Source organism: Tsukamurella serpentis, assembly GCF_054780975.1.
The window spans coordinates 132486-157729 of record NZ_BAAGVH010000003.1 but is presented as its reverse complement, the minus strand read 5'-3'; the positions used below and the strand labels follow the sequence as shown (position 1 = coordinate 157729).

Sequence of the window (25244 nt, the reverse complement as noted above, 5' to 3'; positions counted from 1 at the left end):
CCTCGGCGCTGTTCGGGGATGCCGGATCGTTGCTTGCAGAATGTCTGGGCCGTGGCCGCGGCACTCCAGGTCGCACCCGAGATCATCTACGGGAACGGAGCGCGATCATGACAGGAGCATTCACCCTCGGGATCGACATCGCCTGCCGGGCCGAGCATCTGGCCACCCTCGCCCGCGACGGGACAGTGCTGTGGCGGGGTCGCAAGTTCACCACCAGCGCCTCCGAGCTCGGCGCCTTGTGGTCCGATCTGGACCTTGATGATCCGGCCGCATTGACGGTCGTGCTGGAGCCGACCAGGAACGCGTGGATCGTCCTTGCGCAGTGGTTCCGCGCGCGCGGAGCGAAGGTGGTGATGGTCCCGACCACCCAGTCGGCGGACCTGCGTCGGTACTACTCCAAGCACGCCAAGAACGACCGGCTGGACTCGGAGATCCTGGCGAAGCTGCCGCTGCTGCATCCGGAGGGGCTGCGGGCGTTCACCGGCGCCAGCACCGCGGATCCGCTGCGCCGGTTGACCAAGCAACGCTCGTCGATCGTCAAGCGCCGCACGGCCGTTTACGCCCGCCTCGACGCGTTGGTCGAGTTGCTCGGCCCTGCCTGGTACGCCGTCCTGGGCAGCGACTACGGCAAAGCCGCGCTGAGGTTCCTCGGCCGGTATGCGGACCCGAACGCGGTGATCAAGCTCGGGCCGGCGCGGCTGACCCGCTTCCTACGCCGGCACTCCCGCGGCCAGATCGGCGAGCACACCGCCCAAGGACTGCTCGCCGCAGCGCGGGAAACCCTCGCGTTGTGGGGGCCGGACGGGATGGACTTCGCCGAGCTCGCCGACGACATCGCCGTGGAAGCCGAACAGGCGATGTTCCTCACCGAGCAGATCCACGACCTCGACGAACGGATCGCGAACCTTTACGCCGACGCCGACCCGGACGGCATCGTCGCCTCCGCACCCGGTGTTGGCCCGGTGACGGCGGCGATCATCGCCGGCCGGGTCGGCGACCCGCACCGGTTCACCAGCCTCGCCGCGATCCGCGCCTACTCCGGGCTGGTGCCGAAGGTCTCCCAATCCGGCGTCGGTGAACACACCGACGGCATCACCAAAGCCGGTGACCCACTGCTGCGCGAGGCGCTGTTCATGGCTGCTGATCACGCCCGCAAGACTGACCCGCAGCTCGCCGCAAAGTACGTCCGGCTGATGGCCACCGACCGGCACCGCAACTCGGTGCTCTGCCACCTCGCCGCTGACCTGCTGACCCGGATCGCGGCCTGCATGCGCACCGGCACCGCCTACCAGCTGCGCGACGTCGACGGCCGCACCGTCACCCCGGAGGAAGGTCGCCGCCTCATCGCCGAACGCGGCACACCGGACTCGAAGACGAGGGTCGCCGCAGCCGGACGACGGGCCTACAACCGCCGCACCGGAAAGGGCGGACCGGGGTCACAGAAGTCGCCAAGCGCTCCAACATCCCGGCCCGCCACCACCACGATACGAGCTACCGGAGCGGCTTGACTCCCGTTAGGAACTCAGACCCAGTGCGCATCGTCCGGGCGTGAGCGCCTCTACCATGTCGTACTGCGGCGGCCTTACGGCATCGCCAAAGGCACAGACCGCGACGACTCGTGTGGTGGCCGAACCAATCACACCCAGCCTGGGCCGGTAAACGTCGCCGGCTCGCCGACGACGACCTCTTCGCCGCAGTCCCAATTCTGGAGCGCTCCATCCCGCGGTGGTGGACGATTCCGACCCCAGCGGCCGTCGAAGGCAGCGAGCCGGTACCTGCACCGGATGATGAAGCCGACCGCGGAGGGGCACGGCGACGAGGTCACCCCCCTGCCTTCAGTATGAGGTACTGGGCTGCGACGGTGCGCCTTGCCAGCGCGAGAGTCGACGAGATCGTCTCGATGAAGTAGCGGCAGTAATGGACGGCGCACGCATTCCTGTCGCCGGTCTCGATCCTCCCAGCCCAGGCGACCTGAACAGCGTCTCAGCGACGTGTCACGGGCGTGCGGACCGGCCGGCATCGGGCGGCCCTTGGTCGTGGCCGGTCTCCGACGTGACTACGAAGCCCGCGAGGAAGTGGTCGACCAGATCAGCCAGGTAGTCGTCGTCGGCGTACTGCGATAGCAGGAGCACACGGATCCATAGCGCGCCGATCAGCGGGTGGAACAGGTCGGTGCCGGTCGTGGCGGCGGGGATCTCTCTGCGGGCCTTGGCATGCGCAACTACCTCGCCGTGCCTGAGAAGTCGGTCGTGGACGAACTCCGTGGCCAGATGTTCGAGGCCCGGGCGGCCGCCGCCGATCACAACGGCGATGAGCGCGCGGGTGTACGGCGATTCGAGTAGGGCGGAGATCTGGCCGAGCACGTCGATGAGGTCGCCGCGCAGGGAGCCGGTGTCTGGGACGGTGATCTGGAGCAGCTCGCCATGCCGCAGAGCGGCAGACAGCAACTCGTCCTTGCCGCTCCACCATCGGTAGAGCGTGGTCTTGTTGACCTCGGCTTCCTGCGCGATGCCCTCGATCGTCAAAGCGTCGTATCCCTTGTCCGAGAGCTGCCGCAGCGCGACGTCGAAGATTTTGTCGCCTTTTCGCGGAAGTCGGGTCGTGGCAGCCGATGGCGGTTGCGCGGTATCCGACGTGCGCGATGCGGCCTCTCGCTTCGCCGCCGTCATCGGCGCACCCGGCGATGGCGGTTCAGCAGGAGGACCAGGGCGGCGATGTCGACCCGACTGCGGCTGAACCGCTGCGGTCGGACCGGCAATCGGAGGCGGCGTTCGGTAATCGACATGCAGGTCGTGAATTCCTGTAGCCCGGGAATCCCGTGGATGCGGCCGAAGCCGGAGGCACCGTTCCCACCGAACGGCAACGCGGGGACGGCGCCGAAGTCGACGACACCATTGACGCTGACCATACCGGACCGCAACTGCTCCGCTATCCATCGGCCACGGCGTCGCCCGAACACGGCCGCGCCCAACGCATACGGCGTACCGTTCGCACGGCTGATCGCGTCGTGAACATCGTCCGCCCTGTTCACGATCAGTACGGGGCCGAAGGTCTCCTCGCGGACGGCCGCGGAATCCTCGGGAACGTCGACGAGTACCACGGGGTCAACGAAGGGGGAGCGGACCGATTCCCTGCCGCCCACCGTCGCGCGACCGCCGTCCGTCAGGGCAGCGTCGATGTGCTCGGCGATGACATCGATCTGGGCGGGCATAGTGATCGCGCCGTAGTCGATGGCGGCGCGGATCTGCCCGGCCCGGTGCGTAATCCGTTCAAGAAGAGCGTCATAGACCTCGTCGACGGCGTACACCCGTTCCACTCCCGCGCACGTCTGACCCGCGTTCATCAACGCACCCCACACAATCGCATCCGCCGCATCGTCGAGATCCGCATCGGTGTCGACGATCGCCGCGTCCTTACCTCCGAGCTCCATCAGGACGGGGGTGAGCGATGCCGCGCAGCCCGCCATCACCTTGCGTCCGGTTCCGACGGAGCCGGTGAACGCGATTTTATCGGTCCCTGCCTCCACCAATGCGGCCCCGGTGGCCCCGAAGCCGTGGACCGCCTCGAATACGGGGTGGTCGGGTGCGGCGTCGGCGAACCTGTCGACGAGCCATTGGCCGATCAGTGCCGTGTGCTCGCTCGGCTTGAACACCACGCCGTTTCCCGTCGCGAGCGCGTACGCGATCGAGCCCATCGGGGTGTAGACGGGGTAGTTCCACGGCCCGATGACCCCGATCACCCCGTAGGGGCGGCGGACCAGTGTGCTCGTATGGCCCAGCATCATCAGACCCGAGCGTACGCGCTGGGGTGCGAGCGCGCGACGCGAATGCACTGCTGCCCATTCCAGATGGTGCAGAGCGAGATTCACCTCCAGAAGCGCATCGGCAGGGGCCTTACCGGCCTCGGCCTGCAGTAGTTCGAGCAGTTCGCCGCGGCGATCCGCGATCGTCCGGCGCCAGCGGTCGAGGTGTCGACGTCGTTCGCGGGCTTCGAGGTCGGCCCACGTGGTGGCCGCGTCCCTGACTCGTGCGACTGCGCTGCGGACCTCCTCGGGAGCGGCGATCGGCACGCTGCCGATCGGCTTCCCGGTGGACGGATCGCGGGAGAGGAGTTCGGCCGACTCGCCGGCCTCGGGAGCTGACGAGAGTGCAGCAGTGGTCATGCCACCACGGTAGGCGGCGAATCCACGAAATGCAACGCATCGATGCGTTGCGGTATGGTCGGGGCATGGTGACACACGAGGATCCCGACGGCGTTCCGACGACTCTGCAGCTCCTGCCGGAGGCCGTCGGCGTGAATATTGAGGGAGCTCCGGCACCGTTGTGGGCTACCTGGGGACTGTTCGCAGCATGGCTCGTCCACGACTTCGAGGAGGTGCTGACGATGCCCGGGTGGACTGCCCGGGAGCACTACACGTTCGGACACCGCCGGCTGTCGGTGCCACCCATGTCCACGACGCAGGCGCGTGTCGCGATCGGGGTCGCCGGTGTCCTCGTGGCCACTGCCGCCGAATGCGGACGCCGGAGCGGCGGGCGCAGCCGCCTGTACCAGTGGTCTCTCACGGCCTTCGGGTGGCACGGTGCCGTGCACATCGCCAACAGCGTTGTGACGCGCGGCTACTCGCCTGGCGTGGCAACGGTCCTCCCCGTGGTGATTCCCTTCTATCTCGCCGCGAACAAGGCGCTGTCCGTGCGCGGGATAGCGGTGCCGAACCGCGCTGCCGGCGCAGGTGCTGCCCTCGTTGCGACACTCGGCGTCGCACACGGCATCGCGCGTATCGTCAACGACAACGACTGACGCCACCCATGGGGCTGGGGCGAGTTCAGGCTCGCGCCAACGGGTTCAACCGGACGGCGATCGGCAGGCCGATCGCCCACGCAACACCCGCCCGCGTGAGCGGTGCCCGGAAAAACTCGCGCCGGAAGTCTCCTGAGAAGCAGCCGGCGAAGCCCGCGCGTGGGTAGCGGGCGTTGGTCGCCGAGAGGACGGCGCGGGGCAATCGATGCGCCTGTGCCCCCGTCACATCGAGGTGAGTCGCTGTGTGGAGAGCAACGGTCAGCGGCGAGGCGTCGGCGGGTGGCGCGGCGTTCATGTGACCGACGATGGCCGCCGCCACCTCGCCGGTGGCTTTCGCGTCGAAGCCGACTCGCTCGAGGATGCCGGAAGCGATCTCCGCGCTCCGGACGGTGAAGCATCCGCGGTCACGGTCACGGTCACGATCCGCGAGACCGGCGTCGTGCAGTAAGCATGCCGCCAATAGGAGATCGTGGTCCATCGTGTCGGGTGCATCAGGTACCAAAGCGTACGCCAAAACCCACACGCGCAGACTGTGATTGAGTAGCGGCTCGGGTAGCCGTTCCTGCGCGTACCGCGTCACCTCGACGGCAGCTTCGCCGGTCGTGTGCGGTGGCTCGACGACCGCAGGCGATGTCGGCGCCGGGCGTCGGAGGTCGGCGAGCAGGCGCGCTTGCCCCACGATCTCAACCGCGGCGAAGCGCAACGCCTGCGCCGGAGATAGCCGGCCACCGGTCTCAGCCACCCACTCGAGTGTTCCCACCTCGGTCACAGCATTCCCTCCGTTACTGGGTTCCGTCCTTCTGTTCTGGCACGTCCTAGGTAGGCGTCGGTCACGAGTCGATGGTGTCAGCGACCAGGCCTGCGATCCCATCCGGCTCGCGGAGCCACGCGCTGTGCCCGTGCCCGACAGCGGTTTCGATCACCTGCGGTTCTGGCGCACCGAGCAGCGCTAACAGCGCATCGGTAGCACCGCGCGGCGCGAGATCGTCGCCCTCGACCACCACTGCCATCACCCGATCGAACGACGCTCGAGACGCTCCCCCGGGAACGCCGCCCGGCACCGTCCCCAGCCAGCACCAGCGCGTCCATTCATCAATGAGCCGGGTCGGCACCGCAACCCCGACTCCCGCGGTCCCCGCGGGCACTCCTCCGCGCAGGTGCGCCACCACGAGAGCGAACGCGGTGCCCGCGAGTGGCTTCCACCGGTCCCTCCACGGGTAGGCACTCGCCGCGGGCACTCCTCCGGACACGATCATCAGCCCATCGGCCTCGAGGGTGCCGTGCACCCCGCCGAGTACGGCCGCCTGTGCCCCGAGGCTGTGTCCCAGCACCCACACCGGCCCTGGCGTCTGGCGGCGGGCCCGCGCAACCGCATCCGGCAGCTGACGCCGGTACAAATGGGCGTAGTCGTCTCCGGTCTGCCAGTCGTACTCGACGGCGACCGCCGCCACCCCTTGCTGCTCCAATGCGGCGACGAGCCTGCGGTACGCACCCGCGGGTACACCGAGCGCCGGGGCGATAACCACCGCGGTCATGCCGCCTCCGCAAGCTGCTCGCGCAGGGCCGCGACATTCGCGGCCCATGCGGCCGACGTCACCGCGGCCCAGTCTCGTACCCCGCAAGCCGTGTCGAGGCTCGACGGGAATCCGCCCTCGCGGGAGAACAGTTGGTCACAGGTGTGCACGAGAGTCTCGATTCGGCGGACCACGTCGGCCGGCATGTCATCGACGAAGGCGGGCCGGATGAGGCGCTCGTACGTGTCGGGTGCGATGAATCGCGGCTGACTTCCCCCTCGCGTGCACGAGACGACGACGTCGCGTGCAGTCAGCGAGTACTCGCCCGAGGTGGCCCATATGGTGCCCGCCTCCGGCCACGAGGCGACGGTCCACGCGATCACATCGGCCAGGATGTCGACGGGCACGGTGTCCAGCACCCATTCGGGCTGCACTGGCAGGAACGGCAAACGGCCCAGCATCAGATTGCGCGCGAACGCGTGGATGCCCTGGTGCGACCCGATGACGCCGGTTCGCGAGTCGCCTATGACGATGGACGGCCGAATCACGACGTGCGGAAGGTCAGAGTCGTGCACCAGGCGTTCGGCGGCGAGCTTCGACGCGGCGTATGCGCTGGGTCCGCCGTCGCGGCGAACGAAACCGGGCGCCTCTGCGCGCTGGGCGTAGGCGGTCGACACATATACGAAGCGGGCGCCCAGCTCCCGCGCGAAGTCGAGAGCGTGACGGGTGCCGCCCACGTTGGTCGCCAGGTATTGATCCCAGCTACGGCTGAAGGACACGTCTCCGGCGATGTGCAGCACGACGTCCACTCTCTCATCGGCGAGCCGGCGGGCATCGCCGGGGGAGATCCCAATGTGGGGCGACGTGATGTCGCCGCGCACGGCCGGCGTACCGGGCTCCGGATTGCGGGTCACCGTGATCGTGTCGTGAACGGCGAGCGCCTCCAACGCCCGTCGGCCCACGACCCCGGTGCCTCCGGTCACGAGTATGCGCATGGTGTCGTCCTCTCGATGTGTGCGAGCGCTCGCCGCACTGCCTCAATGACCCGCTCAGTCTGCTCGTCGTCGATCGTGGCGGGCGGGGTGAGCCGGAGAACCGAACCACGATTGAGCGAGTGATGACCAGCACCCCCTCATCGAGGAGAGCGAGGAACGCCTCGCCCGCAAGAGCGGGATCGCCGAAGTCGAGCGCGATCAGCAGCCCTACTCCGCGTACGTCGGGACGCGGGTGCTCCGCCGCGACAGCTCGAAGCCGGGTGAGGAGCTGGGCGCCTCGGGCGGCGCTGGCCTCTACGAGCCCGTGCTGTGCCACGACATCGACGGTGGCCGACACCGCTGCCGCCTGCAGAGGCGCGCCTCCGAAGGTCGATGTGTGCAGGTAAGGGTCACGGCCGAGCGAAGCGAACGCCTCCGCTGTTGCGACGGTGGCGGCGACCGGGACCACTCCACCGGAGAGCCCCTTCCCGAGCAAGATGATGTCCGGCGTGATGCCCGCCCGAGCGCTCAGTGACCACGCACCGCACCGGCCGAGTCCGGTCATGATCTCGTCGACCACCAGCAGGGCGCCGGCGGAGTGACAGGCCCGGGCCACCTCGGCGAGGTACTGCGGCCCGGGAATGCGCACACCGCGCTCACTCTGCACCGGCTCGACAATCACGACCGCCGACTTGGACTCGACCTCCGCGAGTGCCCGCCGCACATCGCCCTCGTCATCGAAGGCCACCCGGGTGACTCCGCTTAGACGCGTATCGAACAGGGAAGAGTACGTGGGATTGTCGGTCAGCGCAAGTGCTCCGAGCGTCTTACCGTGAAAGGCCCCTTCGGCCGCGATGACGTGATGCCGACCACACGCCAGCGCGAGCTTCAGCGCCACCTCGACCGCGTCGGTCCCGGACGGCGAGAGATAGACGCGGTCGAGCCCATCCGGCAGCACGCCGGCGAGGGATGTCGCCGCCGCGGCCAACCCGGGGTCGAGCAGTGCGCGAGTAGCAAGCGGTCGGCGGTGGATCTGCGCGATCACACGCTCCTCCACCTCGGTTCGATGTGTACCGACGAAATTGGTTCCGTACGAACCGCAGTCGAGGTACAGGCGGCCGTCTACGCAGATGATCTCCGCTCCGGTCGAGGCGTCCTCGCAGCGGCCTCCGAGCAGGTTTCCCAGCCGCCCCAAGGCGACGCCGAGATGGCGCCGGTACGCGTCGCCGACCGGCATGGACACATCACAGCTCACAGCTCACGGACATCGCAGCCTCCGAAGAGCCCGTCGATCATCGACCGGATGTTGTCGGTGATCGCCCTCCCCGCGACGGGGTTGAGCATGTCCGCAAGACTGGGGACGCCGATGTCGAAGACGCACTCGAAGGAGATGGCGACGCGGCCGGCGTCCGTGGACTGCACGTGCCACGTCCCCGAGAACACCTCGAGATCACCGCTCGTCTGCACGAATTCACAGACCCGACGGGCGCTGTCGACGGCATCGCGCTCGGTCCAGATCATCGTCCCGCCGCGGAAGCGCACCTCCCACGTGGATTCCATGGACCCGTCCACTGGTGCGGAGCCGACGCTAACCGAGACCACGTCGGGGCACACCTCGGGGTAGGCGCCGAAGTCTACGATCCGGGCGAACACAGCGTCGGCATCACTGTGGGCGATGCTCGCCCGCACCGTCGCGACGCGCCCGCAGGTTCCAGTCTGGGATTCGGGGATAGTCTCTAACATAGTGATGCTCCTGTCATTCGACGTGGCTGTAGCGATCGATGGCGAGCAGTTCGTATGCGACCGAGTCCATCCGGGTTAGGGAGGGCGGGTGGTACCGCAGGCATTGGACGGCGGCGCTGAGGTAGAGTAGCTCCGGTCCGCCGATCGCGGTCATCCCGCCGGCGTTGTCCAGAATCACTGGAATCTCCCGAGCGATCAGGTCTTCGATCACCTGGCGCAGTCGTAGCGAGCGGCGCAGCACACTGTGATCGACCGAGCGGTCCACCTCGTCGGCGAGCGCGGTGAGGGCGTCGGCGGCATGATCCACCGCCAGGCTGGATCGGTGGATCGCTCGATTAGCCCGTGTCGCCGCCGACAGCTCCACCATCCGCGCGAGCATCCCGAGGTACGCCGCACACATGAGGACCTCGAACCAGACGAAGCCGATGTCCTGGACGGTCGGAGTGATACCGTCGCCTTCCCGCGGTATCCGGATGATCAGCGCGTCGTCCACGAAGACATCGGAGAGTGTGACCTGTTCGGACTCCGCGTGGACGAGAACGGGTGCGTTCCAGAACCTGTCGACCGTGATGCCGGCGCCCGCAACCGGCACGATCGCGACACCGTAGGCGTCGGGGTCGTCATCGAGGTCGATGGACAGGGACAGCAGATCCATGCTGTGTGCCAGGGAACACGGACGCTTCACGCCCGAAACCCGGTAGCCGTCGCCCGAACGAACGCCCCGAACGGCGGGGCGCACGATCGACCGGTCGGAGGTGCCCTCCGCGAATCCGGAAGCCATCAGCAAATTCTGTGTGGCGATCGCCTCCAACAACACCCACACCGTTGCATGGCCGTCGGCGAGTAGGGCGCGCAGCGTGGAGACGCTGAAATGATGCATGGTCATCGCGACTGCCGCCGAGGGCGCAGCAGCTCCGGTGGCGACGGTGTGCTCGACCAGCTCACGCGCACCGAGGCCGCCACCCCCTAGCTCTGCGGGAACCACTAGCCCGGCGGCCCCCAACTCGCGCATGGCTGCGATCACCGTGCTGCGGCCACCCGTATACGCCCCGAACTCACTTTCCGCTAACCGGTTCCGGAGTCCAGGCGAACGGCGATCGAGCGCGGCGGACTGCCCTGCAGAATCGTCACAGTTGCACCCCCATGTATTCAAGCCGGCTGTGCTGCGCGGATTCCGACCATTCGAGGGCGGTACCGATAGGTTCCTCCGCGGTGGTGTCGATCAGCCGGCGTCCGTCCCAGACCTCGTAGGTCCGGAGGAGTTCGGCCAACGGGTCATTCAGGCTTGCCTCGCGCACCTGGGCCAGTCCGGCGTCGAAAGCCTCTTCACGCGAGGTCATCTCACGGATGATCGGCAGGTCCTGCCACAGCGCCATACCCTCGGCTAGTACCTCGCTGATCACGTCGTGGTGCGCAGTGAACCGGCGACGGATGATCTCACTGCCCACCGCGAGGTGACGGACTTCGTCAATCGCGGCGCCGCGCTCGACGCTCGCTGCCGCTGGATCGACCATCGCCCACTTGCGCTCGCTCAGCTCGCCGGTCGGCGCAAGCACGCCCTCGACCAGGATCGTGAGCACCGCCACTCCACGGACATACCCATCAGGGGCCGCGATGTGCCTGCGGGCGAAAGCCTCCAGTGGGCGTAGGACGTCTCGGGCGCCCTCGGCCGCCTGCTCCGCGATCACGGTGTCGACGTGGGCTTCGCTACCGATCAGCTCTCCGACGTGGGCGCGGAAGGCGTCGGCGTGCCGCGCCTCGTCGACGATCTGAGTGGTGAGGAACGCCATTTCCGCGCGCGTGGGCGCCGCATCTACGAGGAGGCCAATCACGCGCGCCGCGCGCTCCTCTGCGATCGACCGGAACGCGAACTCACGGACGAGGCTATCCCGGAAGGGCCCCGGACGCCTCATCCAGGACGGTGTGCGTGCATCGGGCATGCGGCCGCCGACCATTCGCGAGGCGAACCCGGCGGCCACTTCCCGATACCAGTAGTCGAGATCCGAGAACTCGGCTGCATGCTGCCCGGAGGCGTCTCCCAGCGCCCGCTGGCCGTGTCCGGCGCGTTCCATACCCCATACATGGAACCCGCTGTGGCGGCAGTCTCGCAGGCGCTCGAGGCTACGGACTTGCGGAACCCGCGCTGCACTCTCCTCAGTAACCGGGACGGCTATGCGGTGACCGACGCGCGCGATTTCGCCGCACGGTTCCTGGCGCAGATGACCCGGTCCGTGCGGTGGGACCTGTGCATGGAGGCCATCCGGGGCCGCGGCGCCGACGCGATTCTGCACCTTCCGCCCACTCGGATCACGCACCGCCTGCAGTTGCGCAGCATTCCCGACATCCCGTTCGGCCTTCTGGACAGCCCGCGTCAGGCTATGTCCCCCAGTCTGTCTCGGGTGCCTGCGCCTGCGGAGTGACGGTTCCGTGGGTGATGGCCGGGCGGAGTGTCAGGGACGCCCGAACCAGCGGCCGGCCTGTCGGGTGATGGTGATGGAGCGTGGCGGGCTCCTCGAGCAGGAGTAGGTCGGGCGATCTCATGACGGGCGCGAGCGAACACGGCGCGGCCGCGTATGCCCTACGAGAGGGGGCCGCACGGAATCTGCGTGGCGGTCATGCCCCGCGCGAAGGCGAGTTTGGGGCATTTCGGACGCGACAGGACGGCACGGGCGCGCCGCGCTGGCAGACCCCCTTGACCTGCTCTTAACGACTTGTCAGCAACCTCCAACCACTGTGCAAGGCGCACCACCAGCTCAAAACCGCCGGCGGCTGGATCGACAGCCGCCTCCCCGACGGCCGGATCATGTGGACCAGCCCCGACGGCACCGATTACATCGTCGATCCCGCCCCCGTCGCACTGGAACTGTTCCCGGACCTGCGCCGCGTCCACTGGGCCATCCCGCCGATCGCCGCGGCCACCGACTCCCCATCGTCGACCTTGGGCGCACCCGCACCGCCGGGAGCGCCGCCTCCACCGTCACGACTAAAGCGTGAACATCAACGCCGAGAACGGATTCGGCGCGCTAACATCGCGTCCCACCAAAGGAAGCGCCGTCCCGCACCGGCCCGGCACAGTCGAGTCTCATCGAGGAACGTCTGCGCATCGTGATCCCGGCCTACACCGCATACCGCCGCGCCCAGGAACGCGCGACGGCCGCCGCAGGCCGCGGACGACTCCCGCTGGGGCCCTTACATCGTCGCAAACCTCAGCCGCCGCACCCCGACGAGCCCGAACCGCCGTTCTGAGTCGTCGCGTTCTCGTCGAACTAACCGGTCGCGCGATCGCTGCGGTCCGCAGCCGCCTGGTCGAGCTCGGCACGGGCACGGGAGACGCGGGATCGAACCGTGCCGATCGGCGTGCTGATGATCTCTGCGACCTCGGCATAACTGAACCCGAGAACCTGCGTCAGGATCAGAGCTTCGCGACGCTCGGGAGCCAGTCCACCCAGCAGATCCAACACACTGGCGCGGGCGTCCAGCGTGATTCCCGGTGCAATGCAGGTGGTTTCAAAGGCGACCTGAGCCTCTCTGCTGGCCAGGCGCGGGCGGGCTTGCGCATGCCGGCGGGCGTCGACGACGACCCGTCGGGCGATGGTAATGAGCCAGGTCCGCGCAGACGATCGTCCCTCGAAGCGGTGTAGTGCACCGATAGCACGGATGAAGGTCTCCTGCGCAAGGTCTTCCGCGTCCTGGGCGTTGCTGAGGTGGCTGATGACCCGCACCACGTCTCGCTGGGTGGTACGAATGAACTCCTCCAGGGCCGCCCGCTCGCCGCGTCCGGCGCGGAGCGCGATCTCAGTAAGGTGCGCCTCGGACACGGATCGATCGGACATGATAGATATGAAACCAGAGTCGGCAACCGTGTTCCTACTCCCCTGGGGTATCGAGCACGATGCGTGCGGCGGAGTCGAATTCCGGCTTCACCAGCGAACACGGCTTCGGTGTCGGATCACGGACGGAGGGGCACATGAGCACGGTCTGCGAACGCACGCGTGAGGCGCTCTCCGCCGATCTCGACGACGAGCAGGATTCCGGTGAGGCCGCCGCCGCACAAGACCATCTGATGCACTGCCAGGACTGCCGGCGGTGGTACACGACCGTCGCGAAGATCGGCCGCCGCCTGCGGGTTTCCGCAGCGCCGGAAGGCGAGCCCCAGACCGACCTCACCGATCGCGTGCTGTCGATGATCGACCTGCGGACGGTGTGCGGGTGCGGCGACCGCTGCGGATGCGGCGACCCGTGCGGATGCGGCGACCTCTGCGCCTGCCGCCACAAGGACTGACCGAACTTAGGCTAGGCTCATCTACATGGGTAGAGGGGTGTCCGGTCTGATCCTCAAGGCCATGCGAGCCGACGACTACGTCTTCACAGTGATCCGGACCGAGCACGTGAACGATCACTACCACCGGATCCGCTTCGACGGGGGCGCCTTCCTCACGGAGAACCCGTGGTTCCCCACGATGTGGGTACGACTGTGGATCCCCAAAAGCGGAGAAGCCAGTACCGATGCCGACGAAGGGAGCCTGGCGCAGCGCGGCTACACCATCGTCGATCCCGAAGGCAGCGAGTTCTCCATCGAGTTCGCCGTCCATGACGGCCCCGCGCCGCGCTGGGCGGTGGACGCCGAACCCGGTGACAGGATCGCCGCCACCATGATGGGCTCCGATCTGACCGTGCCCGAGAGCCCGGCACCGTCGGAGTACGTTCTGGTGGGCGATACGGCATCGATCCCGGCGATCAACTCGCTGGTCGACTCGGCCGGGGTGCCGTGCCGGGTGTTCCTCGAGTACCAGCACATCGCCGAGCGGGAAATCCCGGTGCGCGGTGCGAGCGTGACGTGGGTACCCCGTGAGGACCGCGGCGCCACCCTGGTCTCCACCGTCACCACCGCGAGCATCCCGCGAGACGCGTTCCTGTTCGTGGCCGCCGAAAGTAGAGCCACGCGCGAGATCACCAGGGCCGCCAAACGCGACCTCGGACTCCCCAAGGACCGCATCAAATCACAGGCGTACTGGCTCCAGCGGGGCTGATCGCCAGCAGACGCAGTTCAGTCGCCCTGACCAGGACGCTGCGGAGGCAGGCCCAGAGACGTGGGCGGATTGTGGTCGTAGGACTCCTGCTCGGTGATCGGCGACGAATCACTCACCGAAGGACGCGGAGCCGGCTGGATCGGACGCGGCTGCGCCGGACGCCGGCCGGCGACTGGATGCATGCTGGTCGGCGGAACCGGCTCCGGTTCCTCTGACGGCTGCTGCGGCGGTGCAGGTGCCTGCGGGGGCGTCTGCGGCGGTGCCTGCGGGGGCGACACCCGCGACTGCGGCGGCGGCACCGGCCAGGACTGCTGCTCGGTCCGGGGCTCGGGACGGGGCTGCTGCTCGGGTCGGGGCTGCTGCTCGGGACGGGGCTCGGGACGCTGCGTGGGGATCGCCTGGGTGGACAGATCCTCCTGCTGTCGCGGCCGCTGAATCGGGACTGCCATCGTCGCCGGCGCGGCCGCGGCGATCGGATCCGCACTGTCGACCACCGTCACCCGGCCCGCAGCCTCGGTGGCATTGGTACGGGCCACCTCCGTGGTGTCCGCCGTCGCCACCGCCACACCGAGCCGGCGCCGCTGGTAGCCCTGCGGCTTCCCGAACAGCCGCAGATCGCTCTCCGGCACCTCCAGTGCGCGGGCGACCCCGTCGAAGGCCACCGAACTGCTGTCCTTGGTGCCGTAGATCACCGCCGACGCCGCCGGAGACATCAGCGAGGTGTCCACCGGCAGGCCCAGAATCGCGCGGGCGTGCAGTTCGAACTCCGAAAGCCGCTGCGAGCCCAGCGTCACCAGACCGGTGTCGTGCGGACGCGGTGAGACCTCGGAGAAGTACACGTCGTCACCCTTGACGAACAACTCCACTCCGAACACACCACGTCCACCCTTGCCCCCGTCACCCAGCGCCGTGGTGATCCGCCCCGCCACCGACGTCGCGGCGTCGTACGCGGCCTGGCTCATCGCCTGCGGCTGCCACGACTCGACGTAATCACCGTCCTGCTGGCGGTGCCCGATCGGTTCACAGAACCGGGTGACCACCTTGCCCCGCTCGGCGTCGAACACCCGCACCGTGAGCAGGGTGATCTCGTAGTCGAAGTCCACGAACCCCTCGACGATCACGCGCTCGTTGCGCACCCGCGCCCCGTCGACCGCGTGATCCCACGCGGCGTCGATCTCCTCCGCCGACCGGACCACCGACTGCCCCTTACCGGAGCTCGACATCACCGGCTTGATCACACACGGGAAGCCCACCTCGCGGGCACCGGCCCGCACCTCGTCGAGTGAGGACGCGAAGACGTAAGGAGAGCACGGCAACCCCAGCTCCTCCGAGGCGAGCCGCCGGATGCCCTCACGGTCCATCGTGAGCGACACCGCCCGCGCGGTGGGGATCACCTCAGCGAGACCGTCCTGCTCCACCGCGGCCAGCGCCTCGGTCGCGAGCGCCTCGATCTCGGGCACCACGAAATCGGGCTTCTCCTCCTCGATCACCCGGCGGACCTGCGCGGCATCGGTCATGTCGATCACGTGACTGCGGTGCGCGACCTGCATCGCCGGCGCGTCCGCGTACCGGTCGACGGCGATCGTCTCGACTCCCAGACGTTGGAAGGCGATCACCACCTCCTTGCCCAGCTCTCCGGACCCGAGCAGCAACGCCTTGGTAGCGCCAGGAGTCAGAGCCGTGCCGATACGCGGATTGCCACCGGTCTCGCTGAGGTTCGTCATACGTTCCATCATGGCAAACTCACATCACCGACCGGGATCGAAGGGACGCCGACATGACCGACCGGACGCTGTGCCTCGGCGAGGCACTCGTCGACGTGGTACTTCGCGAAGGCACCGAACCCGCCGAGCACGTGGGCGGCAGTCTGTTCAACGTGGCCTGCGGACTCGCATCCCTGGGCCACGCCACCTCGATCCTGTCCTGGTGGGGGCGCGACGAGCGCGGCACCCGCATCTCCGACGCGGCACGAGCGGCCGGAGTGGAGATCGTTCCCGGATCCGACGGTGCCCCGCGCACCCCACTCGCCCACGCCCACCTCGACGCTGACGGTCGCGCCACCTACGAGTTCGACCTGACCTGGCAGGTTCCGCCCCTCGACGACCCGGCCCGGTACCGGCACCTGCACACCGGCAGTTTCGCGGCGACGCTCGCACCCGGCGCCGACGGGGTGGTAGCCGCCTCCCAGATGCTCCGTGAGCACGCGAGTATCTCCTACGACCCGAACATCCGGCCGGCGCTGATGGGCGCACCGTCGGACGTGACGGACCGGGTGAGCGAGATGATCGCCCTCGCGGACGTGGTGAAGGCCAGCGATGAGGACGTCGAATGGCTCTACCCGGGACGGACTCCGGCGCGGGTCATGCGGGACTGGGCCGCCGGCGGGCCCGCACTGGTGGTGATCACCCGCGGTCCGGAGGGTGCGGACGCACTGCTCGCGGGTCAGGAGGAACCCCTGCACCTCGATCCGCCGCCGGTCACCGTCGCCGACACCGTCGGCGCGGGCGACTCGTTCATGGCCGGACTGCTCTCCGGGCTGATGGACGGTGGGTACCTAGGGTCCCGTGACGCCGTGCACCGGTTGCGGACCGCCCGTGCCGAAGACCTGCGTCCGGCGTTGGTCCGGGCGATGACCACCTCAGCGCTCACCGTGGGCCGGGCCGGGGCGCACGCGCCGTCGATGGACGAGGTGCGCTCGGCGACCACCGGAATTCCAGGTGATTGAGGGCCGGTCCCCAGCGGTCTCCCAGCAACCCCGTCGAAGCTCGGTACCACCTGCGGTCACTCGCACCGCACCGAACCGAAACGAGTCACCGATGACCGAATCCACCGGATCACAGCCCGAGAACACTGCCGCCGACGCGCGACCGGCCCCGCAGGAACAGCCCGCACCATCAGGAGCGTCGAAGAAACTACTGGTCGCGGGCATCGTCTTCGGCCTGATCGGCCTCGGCGGGGTCAGCTTCACAGCCGGGTACTGGGTCGGCCACGAGGGCGACGGAGGACACCGCGGCAAGATCGCCGAACAGCGCTTCGGCAAGCATCAGGGCGACGCCGAGGGTCGGGTCGACGGATCCGAACGCCGCGAGCACCGCCGTGACGGGGCACAGCGGCCCGCCCCGCCGTCCAGCGCCGCACCGTCGACCCCGGCGACCGCACCGGGAGCCTGACGCGCGCCGCGGCTAGACGATCGCGCGGCGCACGATCGTCTCGTCGCGGCCCGGTCCCACACCGATGCACGAGATGTGCGCACCCGAGAGCTCCTCGAGCCGCAGCACGTAATCCTGCGCGTTCTTCGGCAGATCCTCGAAGGTGCGGCACCCGGAGATGTCCTCCCACCAGCCGGGCATCGTCTCGAAGATCGGCTTCGCATGATGGAAGTCGCTCTGGTTGGGGGGCATCTCGTCGTACCGGACACCGTCGATCTCGTAAGCCACGCAGATCGGCACGTTCTCGATCGAGCTGAGCACGTCGAGCTTGGTGAGGAAGTAGTCGGTGATGCCGTTGACGCGGGTCGCGTAACGGGCGATCACGGCGTCGAACCAGCCGCAGCGCCGGGCGCGGCCGGTGGTCACGCCCACCTCGCCACCGTGCTTGGCCAGGTACTCGCCCCACTCGTCGAACAGCTCCGTCGGGAACGGGCCCGAGCCGACACGGGTGGTGTACGCCTTCAGGATGCCGAGCACGGTGGTGATCCGGGTGGGGCCGATACCCGAACCCACCGAGGCGCCACCGGAGGTGGGGTTCGACGAGGTCACGTACGGGTAGGTGCCGTGATCGACGTCGAGCAGGGTGCCCTGCGATCCCTCCAGCAGCACCGTCTCACCGCGCTCGAGCGCCAGATTCAGCGCGAGGCGGGTATCGGCGATGCGGTGCTTGAAGCTCTCCGCCAGTTCGAGCGTCTCGTCGACCACCTGCCGCGCGTCGAGCGCGCGACGGTTGTAGATCTTGGTCAGCACCTGGTTCTTGAACTCCAGTGCCGCCTCGACCTTCTGGGTGAGGATCGACTCATCGAGGACGTCCTGAGCGCGCACGCCCACGCGGGCGATCTTGTCCTGGTAGCAGGGACCGATGCCGCGACCGGTGGTGCCGATCTTCTTATTGCCGAGGAACCGCTCAGTGACCTTGTCGATCGCCACGTGGTACGGCATCAGCAGGTGCGCATCGGCCGAGAGCAGCAGGTTCGAGGTGTCCACATCCCGGGCCTCGAGGCCGTCGAGCTCGGCCAGCAGCACCGACGGATCGACCACGACGCCGTTGCCGATGACGTTCTTCACACCGGGCGTGAGGATGCCCGACGGGATCAAGTGGAGTGCGAACTTGTCACCGTTCGGTAGAACGACGGTGTGGCCGGCGTTGTTGCCGCCCTGATAGCGCACCACCCACTGGAGCTTCTCCCCCAGCAGATCGGTGGCCTTACCCTTACCCTCATCGCCCCACTGGGCGCCGATCAGCACGATCGCAGGCATGGACGATCTCCTTCCGGCCCGATACCGAACCCTTCACCACAAAGGAATCACCTGGATAACGTCGAGCCGTGCCGCAACCTTACAGTAGGTGTGGTGAGCTCCGTGACCCAGAGCACCGTCGTGGTGCGCGCACCTGATGTCCGTATCCCGGGCAGCCTCCGCGACCTCGAAACGATCACCGTCGATCCCGACTCCGCGAAGTCGGAACTGAAGCAGAAGCTGACCTTCCCCGGTCGGATCGTGGTCGCCGGACCCGATGATCTGCTCGCCGCCGTGCTGGCCCGCCTGATGGCGGCCGAGCGGCTCGACGTCGAGGTGGCGTACTCGCCCACCACGAACTCCCGCGCCGCGGCGATCTACCCGCCGGGCGATCCGCTCACCGGCACCCCGCGTCCGGTACCGCTGATCCGCGACGACCGCGGTTTCGTGCTGGTGGGCCGCGCCCGGATCACCGGTCCCGACGGTGGCCCGCTGACCGGTGAGACCTTCGTCGACTCGGAGAAACTGTTCACCGGGCAGGCGAAGGCCATCATCGTCGAGCCGACCGGCTCGGGTGAAGGCGTCCGCGCCCGGCTCGCGAAGGGGGTGCTGCGCAAGTGGCTCACCGGCCGTGCGGCCCAGACCGGCGGCCTGGAGCTGGTGGTGGAACGGGACGGTCGCTCCGACCCGTCGGTGGTCACCCGATCGACGTTCTACCGCAATGTGGAGGACTGGCTGCTGATCAGCTGACCGGGCCGGCCGGTGCGTCCGGCGGCTGCACCGGGTCGGTCGGCTCGGTCCGGCGTTCACTGCGCGGCTGCGCCCGCAGCACCGCGATCGCGGAGGTCCGTTTGAGTCCGGCCACCTGCAACAGATCGACGATGGTCGAGCGCAATTGTGCGTAGATCACCACCTCGTTGAGGGAGCCGCCGCCCTCCTCGATGTGCAGCTCGTTCGCGCGCCGCGCCGCTGACCTCAGCACCCGCGCCGCGTCCGCCTCGTCGGGGTGCGCACCGGGTTCGGCCAGCACCATGTCACGCACGGTCTTGAACGAATCAGCGAGCCGGCCGACCTCCCTGACCAGCGCGGGATCGATCCGCTGCCCGGACTGGTTCGAGGCGATCGCCCGCCGCGCCATCACTCGCACGTTGCGCACCGCATTGTCGAGCGGGTCGGCGATCGCATGCAGCCGCTCCATCCGCGGCCGCGCACTCCAGAACACCGGTGAGACCTTCGCGATCTCGATGCCACCGGCCAGGTCTGCGCCGAGTTCGTCGAGGTCGGGCTGGGTGGCACGAGCGGTCTCCAGTGCCCAATCCAGGTTGGATCGATCACCGTCGGTCAGCCCGGCGGCGATCGAGGCGACGACCTTGCGCATGGTGTCGAGCACCTTCGCCGCGTCCTTACGCGGCCGGCCCGCGGGATTGCTCGGGATCACCGCGACGATGAGCACTCCGACCAGGCCGCCGACCAGCGCGTCGCCCATCCGGTTGAAACTCGCCGTCGACCCGGGCGGCAGCAACGTCGCGACCAGGACGGCCGACGACGCCGCCTGCATCGGAACCAGCGGACCCCGGTCGGCCAGCACCGCGACGGACATCGCGAACGCCACGACCATCGCCAACTGCCATGGTCCGGTGCCGATCACGCTGATCAGCAGATCGCCCACGCCGATCCCCACGGTGACCCCGCCGACCAGCTCCAGGGAACGCCGAAGCCGCTGGTTGACCGACAGTCCGAGGGAGATGACCGCTGCGATCGGCGCGAAGAACGGCGACTCGTGCCGGATCAGGTCATTGGCGATGAACCAGGCCAGCCCCGCCGCCAGTGCGCACTGCAGGATGGGCAGCTTGGAGGTCCAGAGCCGCCGGGTGCGGTTCTGGATGATCGGCGGCAGTGCATTGTGCCGCCGACGGATCCGGCTAGTCGCCGAGTCCGAGTGCGGCCGCGGCTTGCGGATCACAATCGTTGAGCAGATCCAGGCAGCGGAGGTACTCGTCCTCCTCGCCGATCGATTTCGCGGCACGGGCCAGGGCCGCGACGGCGCGCAGGAAGCCGCGGTTGTTCTCGTGGCTGTACGGCACCGGACCGAATCCGCGCCAGCCCTGGCGGCGCAGCTGGTCCAGACCGCGGTGGTAGCCGGTGCGGGCGTAGGCGTACGTGGCGACGGCCTGCCCGTCGGCGAGCGCGGACTCCGCGAGGGTGGCCCAGGCCAGGGACGAGGTCGGGAAGTCCGCGGCCACCTCTGCGGCCGGGCGCCCCTGGTTGAGCTGCAACTCCGGTTCCTCATCGAGGTCGAGCAGCACGGGGGGCGGGCCGAGGAGATCTCCGAACGAGGTCATGCCGTCGATCCTCGCATGTGCCGGCTCCGCGGGGCCAGGCGATGCGGCGCACGTCGCACCAGGTCCGAGTCCCCGTCGAGCTGCGGCGGCTAGTCTGTGAGGTGTTCGGTGTGCGGTGCGCCGTCGCCGACCGGAGTTTGTTCGCGAGTGAGGGGATGAGGGATTCGATGGCGCGGGAGAAGAACCTGGGACCCCTGTCGCGGCTACGGGACCTGCGGGAGCGGCTCGCCACCTGGCCCGCCGCACCACTGCACGAGTCGAACGAGGAGGCCGGGACCATCGGAAGCGCCCCGACGGACGCGGTGACTCCCTCACATTCGGATTCCCTGGCCCAGGTGGTCGGGTCGGGCGGCGCGGCGGCTGTGCCGAGCGAGGCGGAGACCAGCGCGATCGAGGTCGACGGTGCCGCGGCTCGGTCGGAGTCGGGTGGCGGGACTGCGGCAGCCGGGGATGGTCCCTCCGACGCCGAGACCCGCGCCATCCCGGTCGCCGCTGCCGCTGAGGGCACCAGCGCCGCCGACCAGGCGGAGGACGCGGACGAGGACACCGCTGCGGACGAGACGAAGAAGATCGCCCCCACCGCCGCTGCGTCGCCTCTGCGCACCGTCGGCCCCGTGAACACGGTTCCGCCGGTCGATGCGGTGGCACAGGCCGAGACCGACGTGCTCCCCACCGTGAACCGTCCGAGTACCGAGGACACCGTGGCGATCCCGGTGGTTCCCCGCGCCGACACCGACGAGGCGAGCACCGCCGCGGAGGCCGCTGCGGAGGAGAGCGCCCCGTCGGCACCGAAGCCCGCAACAGCAGCTGCCGCAGCCACCCTCGCAGCCGGCGCCGCCGCCGCAGCCAGGTCCACCGACGAAGCCGCCGAACCGGACAACACCGGCGAAGCCGAAACCGAGAACGAGGCCGAGGCCGAGGCCGAGGCCGAAGTCAAGACCGGCTCCACAGACGAGACGGACGCCACCGCCACCACCGACGAGCCCGACGACACCACAGGCGATGACGCCACGGACTCGGGCGAAGAATCCCCCGAGGAACCCGCCGACAAGACCACCCCGTCGGTGGCGAAACCCGCAACAGCCGCCGCCGCAGCAACCCTCGCAGCCGGCGCCGCCGCAGCCACGTCCACCGACGAAGCCGCCGAACCGGACAACACCGGCGAAGCCGAAACCGAGAACGAGGCCGAGGTCAAGACCGGCTCCACAGACGAGACGGACGCCACCGCCACCACCGACGAGCCCGACGACACCACAGGCGATGACGCCACGGACTCGGGCGAAGAATCCCCCGAGGAACCCGCCGACAAGACCACCCCGTCGGTGGCGAAACCCGCAACAGCCGCCGCCGCAGCAACCCTCGCAGCCGGCGCCGCCGCAGCCGGCGCCGCAGCCACGAAGCCCTCTCAGGCACAGACCGCTCCGACCGAGCGGACCGCGCTCCCGGACGCCACTCCGCCGACCGAGGCCCTGCCCGTCGCAGCCGCCGCCCCGCAGGCACCCGCACCCCAGCCCGTTCCCCCGCAGGCACCCGCACCGCAGGCACCGCCGCTCGCGCCCGCACGTCAGGCACCCGAGTACCACGCCCCGGCCGGCAGTGCCCCCGCACCGAAGCGCGGCGGCAAGCTCAAGTGGATCATCGCCGCAGCGATCCTGGTGATCGCACTGATCGCAGGCGGTATCGCCCTGTTCGGCTCGTCCACGAGCAGCGACCCCAACGATGCCCGTCAGGCCGCTGCGAACGCCACCACCTCGTTCGTGTCGGCGGTCAACCGCGGCGATCTGGCCGCGCTGCGTCAGCAGACCTGCGGCGGCGCCAAGGCCTACTACGACAAGATCGACGACGCCCGGTGGCAGCGCATCCACAACAACGCCAAGGCCGACGGCATGCTCCCCGAGATCAACGGCCTCCAGGCGGTGGAGGTCCGCGACAACCGCGCCGAGGTCCAGGTCGAGGTCCACTACGTCAGTAACCCGCAGGCCAAGGTGCGCAACACCCTCACCCTGGAGAACAACGGTGACGGCTGGAAGGTGTGCACGCAGGTCGGCGGACGATGACTCCGCACCCGGACGATCCCACCCGCCGGAACCCGAGCCTCCCAGCACCGCAGGCGAGGAGCGTCCCGCCGCAGGCCCGGATCGCGCCGTCGCCACCGCGACTGGCCTACTCCGAGGTCGCGGACCCTCCGGCACCGCGGACCGACCGGATCACCCGCGGCGCCGAACGGGTCACCCCGCCGCGCCGTGCCGCCACACCTCCTCCGGCCTCCCCGCAGGCCATGGCACCCCGGCAGCACCACCAGCACCGCAGTCCGCGGCACCCGGTCGCTCCGCACAATCGCCGACCCGCACCGCACCCGATGGCGCCGCCCGGGCACCGTCCGTCCGCAGCACCGTCACCCGCACCAGCGCCTGCCGCACTACCGGCGGCGAATCCTCCGCAACGCGCGAGGCCGCGGCTCACCGGCCCGGAATGGGCGGCGGCCGCGGCCTTCGGTCTGCTCGTACTGGCCGTGATCGTGGGCCTGGCGCTGGCCTGAGCGACGATCAGGCGCTGATCGACTTACCCGCCGAGTGCAGGTCGTTGCAGGCCTCCACCACACGCGCGGCCATCGAGGTCTCCGCCTTCTTGAGGTAGCTGCGCGGGTCGTAGACCTTCTTGTTGCCGACCTCACCGTCGATCTTGAGAACACCGTCGTAATCGGCGAACATGTGCCCGGCCACCGGACGGGTGAAGGCGTACTGAGTGTCGGTGTCGACGTTCATCTTGACCACGCCGTAGCTCAGCGATTCCTCGATCTCACTCTTGAGCGAACCGGAACCGCCGTGGAAGACGAACGAGAAGGGCTTGCTACCGGCCGGCAGGCCCAGCTTCTGCGAGGCCACGCTCTGACCGTCGCGCAGCACCTCGGGGCGGAGCTTGACGTTGCCCGGCTTGTAGACGCCGTGAACGTTGCCGAAGGTCGCAGCCAGCAGGTAGCCGTCGGCACCGAGCGCGTCGACGGTCTTCGCGAAGTCCTCATCGGAGGTGAACAGCTTGTCGTTGATCTCGTTCTCGACGCCGTCCTCCTCACCACCGACCACACCGATCTCGATCTCCAGGACGATGTTCGCGGCCTTGGCCTTCGCCAGCAGGTCCTTGGCGATCTCCAGGTTCTCATCCAGCGGCACCGCCGAGCCGTCCCACATGTGCGACTGGAACAGCGGGTTCTGGCCGTTGCGGACCCGCTCCGCGGAGATCTCCAGCAGCGGACGGACGTAACCGTCGAGCTTGTCCTTGGGGCAGTGATCGGTGTGCAGCGCCACGGTGACGTCGTACTTCGCGGCGACGACGTGCGCGAACTCGGCCAGCGCCACCGCTCCGGTGACCATGTCCTTGACGCCCAGGCCGGAGCCGAACTCGGCTCCGCCGGTGGAGAACTGGATGATGCCGTCGCTACCGGCGTCCGCGAAGCCCTTGATGGCCGCATTGATGGTCTCGCTCGACGTGCAGTTGATCGCCGGGTAGGCGTAGCCTCCCTCACGGGCGCGGTCCAGCATCTGCCGGTATGCCTCGGGGGTTGCGATGGGCATGTTCTGTCCTCCTGAGCGCGAGTATGCGGTTCCTGGTCAAAGACTATCGTCAAAGACGCCGACACCGGCACGTCCCCGGCGCAGGTATCCTGGTCGTCGTGCACTTCACCGACCTGACTCTGGCCGCCTCGACCACCATGCAGGCCTTCGCCCTCAAGGACATCACCGATCCGGTGGCGGTCCTCAACGCCTTCGGCGGTATCGCCCTGGTGGGACTGCTGCTCGTGGTCTTCATCGAGTCGGGTGTGCTGTTCCCGGTCCTGCCGGGTGACTCGCTGCTGTTCGTGGCAGGCCTGCTGGCCTCGGCGGGCGCCACCAGCACCGCGGCCAACGAGATCGCCTACACCGGCTCGGCGATGTCGCTGCCGGTGCTGCTGATCGCGACACCGATCGCGGCGATCCTCGGCTCGCAGGTCGGGTTCCTGATCGGCAGGTTCGGTGGTGAGAAGTTCTTCTCACCCGATGCCCGCTTCCTCAAGACCAAGCACCTCGAGGAGTCGCACGAGTTCTTCGAGAAGTACGGCCCCGCCACACTGATCCTGGCCCGGTTCGTGCCGTTCGTGCGGACCTTCGCCCCGATCGCCGCGGGTGCCGCCAAGATGCACTACGCCAAGTTCGTGATGTGGAACGCGATCGGTGCGGTGATCTGGGCCGACGGCATCCTGCTCCTGGGTGTGTGGCTGGGCCGGATCGCGTGGGTCCGCGAGAACATCGACAAGATCTTCATCGGCATCGTGCTGGTCTCGGTCCTGCCGATCGTCTGGGGCGTAGTGAAGAAGTACCTCGCGAATCGCCGCGCCGACGCCACTGCCTAGGCTCGCCCC

Annotated in this window: 25 protein-coding genes and 1 pseudogene; 11 read left to right on the top strand and 15 right to left on the bottom strand. The window is 68.7% G+C overall.

Going from position 1 to position 25244, the window contains the following annotated elements:
• The first annotated feature begins 107 nt into the window (after positions 1-107).
• Entirely contained in the window at positions 108-1508 is a 1401-nt protein-coding gene (locus ACYVHG_RS08900) for an IS110 family RNA-guided transposase (RefSeq protein ID WP_461167092.1), read from the top strand.
• Positions 1509-1994: 486 nt separating this feature from the next.
• On the opposite strand, the gene ACYVHG_RS08895 is transcribed toward ACYVHG_RS08900, so the two are convergent.
• Together ACYVHG_RS08895 and ACYVHG_RS08890 are read right to left on the bottom strand one after the other, a co-directional pair.
• Positions 1995-2669 carry a TetR/AcrR family transcriptional regulator gene (locus ACYVHG_RS08895; protein ID WP_461167091.1) on the bottom strand — a complete coding sequence of 225 codons (675 nt, stop codon included), beginning with the start codon at positions 2667-2669 and terminating at the stop codon, positions 1995-1997.
• Positions 2666-4162 (bottom strand): aldehyde dehydrogenase family protein, encoded by a 1497-nt coding sequence (locus tag ACYVHG_RS08890; RefSeq protein ID WP_461167090.1) that lies wholly within the window; start codon positions 4160-4162, stop codon positions 2666-2668. Before ACYVHG_RS08890 ends, ACYVHG_RS08895 begins: the two co-directional genes overlap by 4 nt.
• A gap of 29 nt (positions 4163-4191) precedes the next feature.
• Here ACYVHG_RS08890 and ACYVHG_RS08885 point away from each other — a divergent pair, with 29 nt between their 5' ends.
• Positions 4192-4797 (top strand): HXXEE domain-containing protein, encoded by a 606-nt coding sequence (locus ACYVHG_RS08885; protein WP_461167089.1) that lies wholly within the window; start codon positions 4192-4194, stop codon positions 4795-4797.
• A 25-nt stretch (positions 4798-4822) separates the two neighbouring features.
• Here the strand turns inward: ACYVHG_RS08885 and ACYVHG_RS08880 are convergent, their stop codons facing one another.
• From ACYVHG_RS08880 to ACYVHG_RS08850, 7 genes and pseudogenes are all read right to left on the bottom strand, one after another.
• Positions 4823-5566, bottom strand: coding sequence for an HD domain-containing protein (locus tag ACYVHG_RS08880; protein ID WP_461167088.1), 744 nt, complete (start codon positions 5564-5566; stop codon positions 4823-4825).
• A gap of 61 nt (positions 5567-5627) precedes the next feature.
• Positions 5628-6332 (bottom strand): alpha/beta fold hydrolase, encoded by a 705-nt coding sequence (locus ACYVHG_RS08875; RefSeq protein ID WP_461167087.1) that lies wholly within the window; start codon positions 6330-6332, stop codon positions 5628-5630.
• Positions 6329-7306 carry an SDR family oxidoreductase gene (locus tag ACYVHG_RS08870; protein ID WP_461167086.1) on the bottom strand — a complete coding sequence of 326 codons (978 nt, stop codon included), beginning with the start codon at positions 7304-7306 and terminating at the stop codon, positions 6329-6331. Before ACYVHG_RS08870 ends, ACYVHG_RS08875 begins: the two co-directional genes overlap by 4 nt.
• 112 nt (positions 7307-7418) lie before the next feature.
• Positions 7419-8522, bottom strand: a pseudogene (locus tag ACYVHG_RS08865) (class-III pyridoxal-phosphate-dependent aminotransferase); the annotation flags it as partial.
• A 14-nt stretch (positions 8523-8536) separates the two neighbouring features.
• A complete protein-coding gene (locus tag ACYVHG_RS08860) occupies positions 8537-9028 on the bottom strand; it encodes a type II toxin-antitoxin system RatA family toxin (protein ID WP_461167085.1) in 492 nt (163 codons plus the stop codon).
• A gap of 13 nt (positions 9029-9041) precedes the next feature.
• Positions 9042-10040, bottom strand: coding sequence for an acyl-CoA dehydrogenase (locus ACYVHG_RS08855; protein ID WP_461167084.1), 999 nt, complete (start codon positions 10038-10040; stop codon positions 9042-9044).
• Positions 10041-10155: 115 nt separating this feature from the next.
• Positions 10156-11100: a ferritin family protein gene (locus tag ACYVHG_RS08850; protein ID WP_461167083.1), complete on the bottom strand. Its 945-nt coding sequence runs from the start codon at positions 11098-11100 to the stop codon at positions 10156-10158.
• Positions 11101-11121: 21 nt separating this feature from the next.
• Between ACYVHG_RS08850 and ACYVHG_RS08845 the strand changes: the two genes are divergently transcribed.
• Entirely contained in the window at positions 11122-11448 is a 327-nt protein-coding gene (locus ACYVHG_RS08845; RefSeq protein WP_461167082.1) for a hypothetical protein, read from the top strand.
• A gap of 846 nt (positions 11449-12294) precedes the next feature.
• Here the strand turns inward: ACYVHG_RS08845 and ACYVHG_RS08840 are convergent.
• Positions 12295-12861 (bottom strand): sigma-70 family RNA polymerase sigma factor, encoded by a 567-nt coding sequence (locus ACYVHG_RS08840; RefSeq protein WP_461167081.1) that lies wholly within the window; start codon positions 12859-12861, stop codon positions 12295-12297.
• Between the two features lie 134 nt (positions 12862-12995).
• Between ACYVHG_RS08840 and ACYVHG_RS08835 the strand changes: the two genes are divergently transcribed.
• Positions 12996-13310 carry a zf-HC2 domain-containing protein gene (locus ACYVHG_RS08835; protein WP_461167080.1) on the top strand — a complete coding sequence of 105 codons (315 nt, stop codon included), beginning with the start codon at positions 12996-12998 and terminating at the stop codon, positions 13308-13310.
• 25 nt (positions 13311-13335) lie between these two features.
• Positions 13336-14058 carry a siderophore-interacting protein gene (locus tag ACYVHG_RS08830; RefSeq protein WP_461167079.1) on the top strand — a complete coding sequence of 241 codons (723 nt, stop codon included), beginning with the start codon at positions 13336-13338 and terminating at the stop codon, positions 14056-14058.
• 17 nt (positions 14059-14075) lie between these two features.
• Here the strand turns inward: ACYVHG_RS08830 and purT are convergent, their stop codons facing one another.
• Complete coding sequence (gene purT, locus ACYVHG_RS08825) at positions 14076-15782, bottom strand: formate-dependent phosphoribosylglycinamide formyltransferase (protein ID WP_461167078.1); 1707 nt, start codon at positions 15780-15782, stop codon at positions 14076-14078.
• A 53-nt stretch (positions 15783-15835) separates the two neighbouring features.
• Between purT and ACYVHG_RS08820 the strand changes: the two genes are divergently transcribed.
• Both ACYVHG_RS08820 and ACYVHG_RS08815 read left to right on the top strand, forming a co-directional pair.
• Positions 15836-16783, top strand: a complete 948-nt coding sequence (locus ACYVHG_RS08820; RefSeq protein WP_461167077.1) for a PfkB family carbohydrate kinase — start codon at positions 15836-15838, stop codon at positions 16781-16783.
• 91 nt (positions 16784-16874) lie between these two features.
• On the top strand, positions 16875-17228 hold the full coding sequence (locus tag ACYVHG_RS08815; RefSeq protein WP_461167076.1) for a hypothetical protein: 354 nt from the start codon (positions 16875-16877) through the stop codon (positions 17226-17228).
• Positions 17229-17240: 12 nt separating this feature from the next.
• Here ACYVHG_RS08815 and ACYVHG_RS08810 read toward each other — a convergent pair whose 3' ends face one another.
• Complete coding sequence (locus ACYVHG_RS08810) at positions 17241-18527, bottom strand: adenylosuccinate synthase (RefSeq protein ID WP_461167075.1); 1287 nt, start codon at positions 18525-18527, stop codon at positions 17241-17243.
• Positions 18528-18620: 93 nt separating this feature from the next.
• Between ACYVHG_RS08810 and ACYVHG_RS08805 the strand changes: the two genes are divergently transcribed.
• On the top strand, positions 18621-19256 hold the full coding sequence (locus ACYVHG_RS08805; RefSeq protein WP_461167074.1) for a hypothetical protein: 636 nt from the start codon (positions 18621-18623) through the stop codon (positions 19254-19256).
• Here the strand turns inward: ACYVHG_RS08805 and ACYVHG_RS08800 are convergent.
• Together ACYVHG_RS08800 and ACYVHG_RS08795 are read right to left on the bottom strand one after the other, a co-directional pair.
• A complete protein-coding gene (locus ACYVHG_RS08800; RefSeq protein WP_461167632.1) occupies positions 19249-20466 on the bottom strand; it encodes an FUSC family protein in 1218 nt (405 codons plus the stop codon). The two genes, ACYVHG_RS08805 and ACYVHG_RS08800, sit on opposite strands and share 8 nt — an antisense overlap.
• Entirely contained in the window at positions 20429-20848 is a 420-nt protein-coding gene (locus tag ACYVHG_RS08795) for a DUF3151 domain-containing protein (RefSeq protein WP_461167073.1), read from the bottom strand. The genes ACYVHG_RS08800 and ACYVHG_RS08795 overlap by 38 nt, the downstream gene beginning before the upstream one ends.
• Before the next feature lie 167 nt (positions 20849-21015).
• On the opposite strand from ACYVHG_RS08795, the gene ACYVHG_RS08790 reads away from it, so the two are divergent.
• Together ACYVHG_RS08790 and ACYVHG_RS08785 are read left to right on the top strand one after the other, a co-directional pair.
• Positions 21016-22905, top strand: a complete 1890-nt coding sequence (locus tag ACYVHG_RS08790; RefSeq protein ID WP_461167072.1) for an Rv0361 family membrane protein — start codon at positions 21016-21018, stop codon at positions 22903-22905.
• A complete protein-coding gene (locus ACYVHG_RS08785) occupies positions 22902-23387 on the top strand; it encodes a hypothetical protein (protein ID WP_461167071.1) in 486 nt (161 codons plus the stop codon). Before ACYVHG_RS08790 ends, ACYVHG_RS08785 begins: the two co-directional genes overlap by 4 nt.
• 7 nt (positions 23388-23394) lie before the next feature.
• On the opposite strand, the gene fbaA is transcribed toward ACYVHG_RS08785, so the two are convergent.
• Positions 23395-24420 (bottom strand): class II fructose-bisphosphate aldolase, encoded by a 1026-nt coding sequence (gene fbaA / locus ACYVHG_RS08780; protein WP_461167070.1) that lies wholly within the window; start codon positions 24418-24420, stop codon positions 23395-23397.
• 98 nt (positions 24421-24518) lie between these two features.
• On the opposite strand from fbaA, the gene ACYVHG_RS08775 reads away from it, so the two are divergent.
• Positions 24519-25235, top strand: coding sequence for a DedA family protein (locus ACYVHG_RS08775; protein WP_461167069.1), 717 nt, complete (start codon positions 24519-24521; stop codon positions 25233-25235).
• Positions 25236-25244 lie beyond the last annotated feature (9 nt).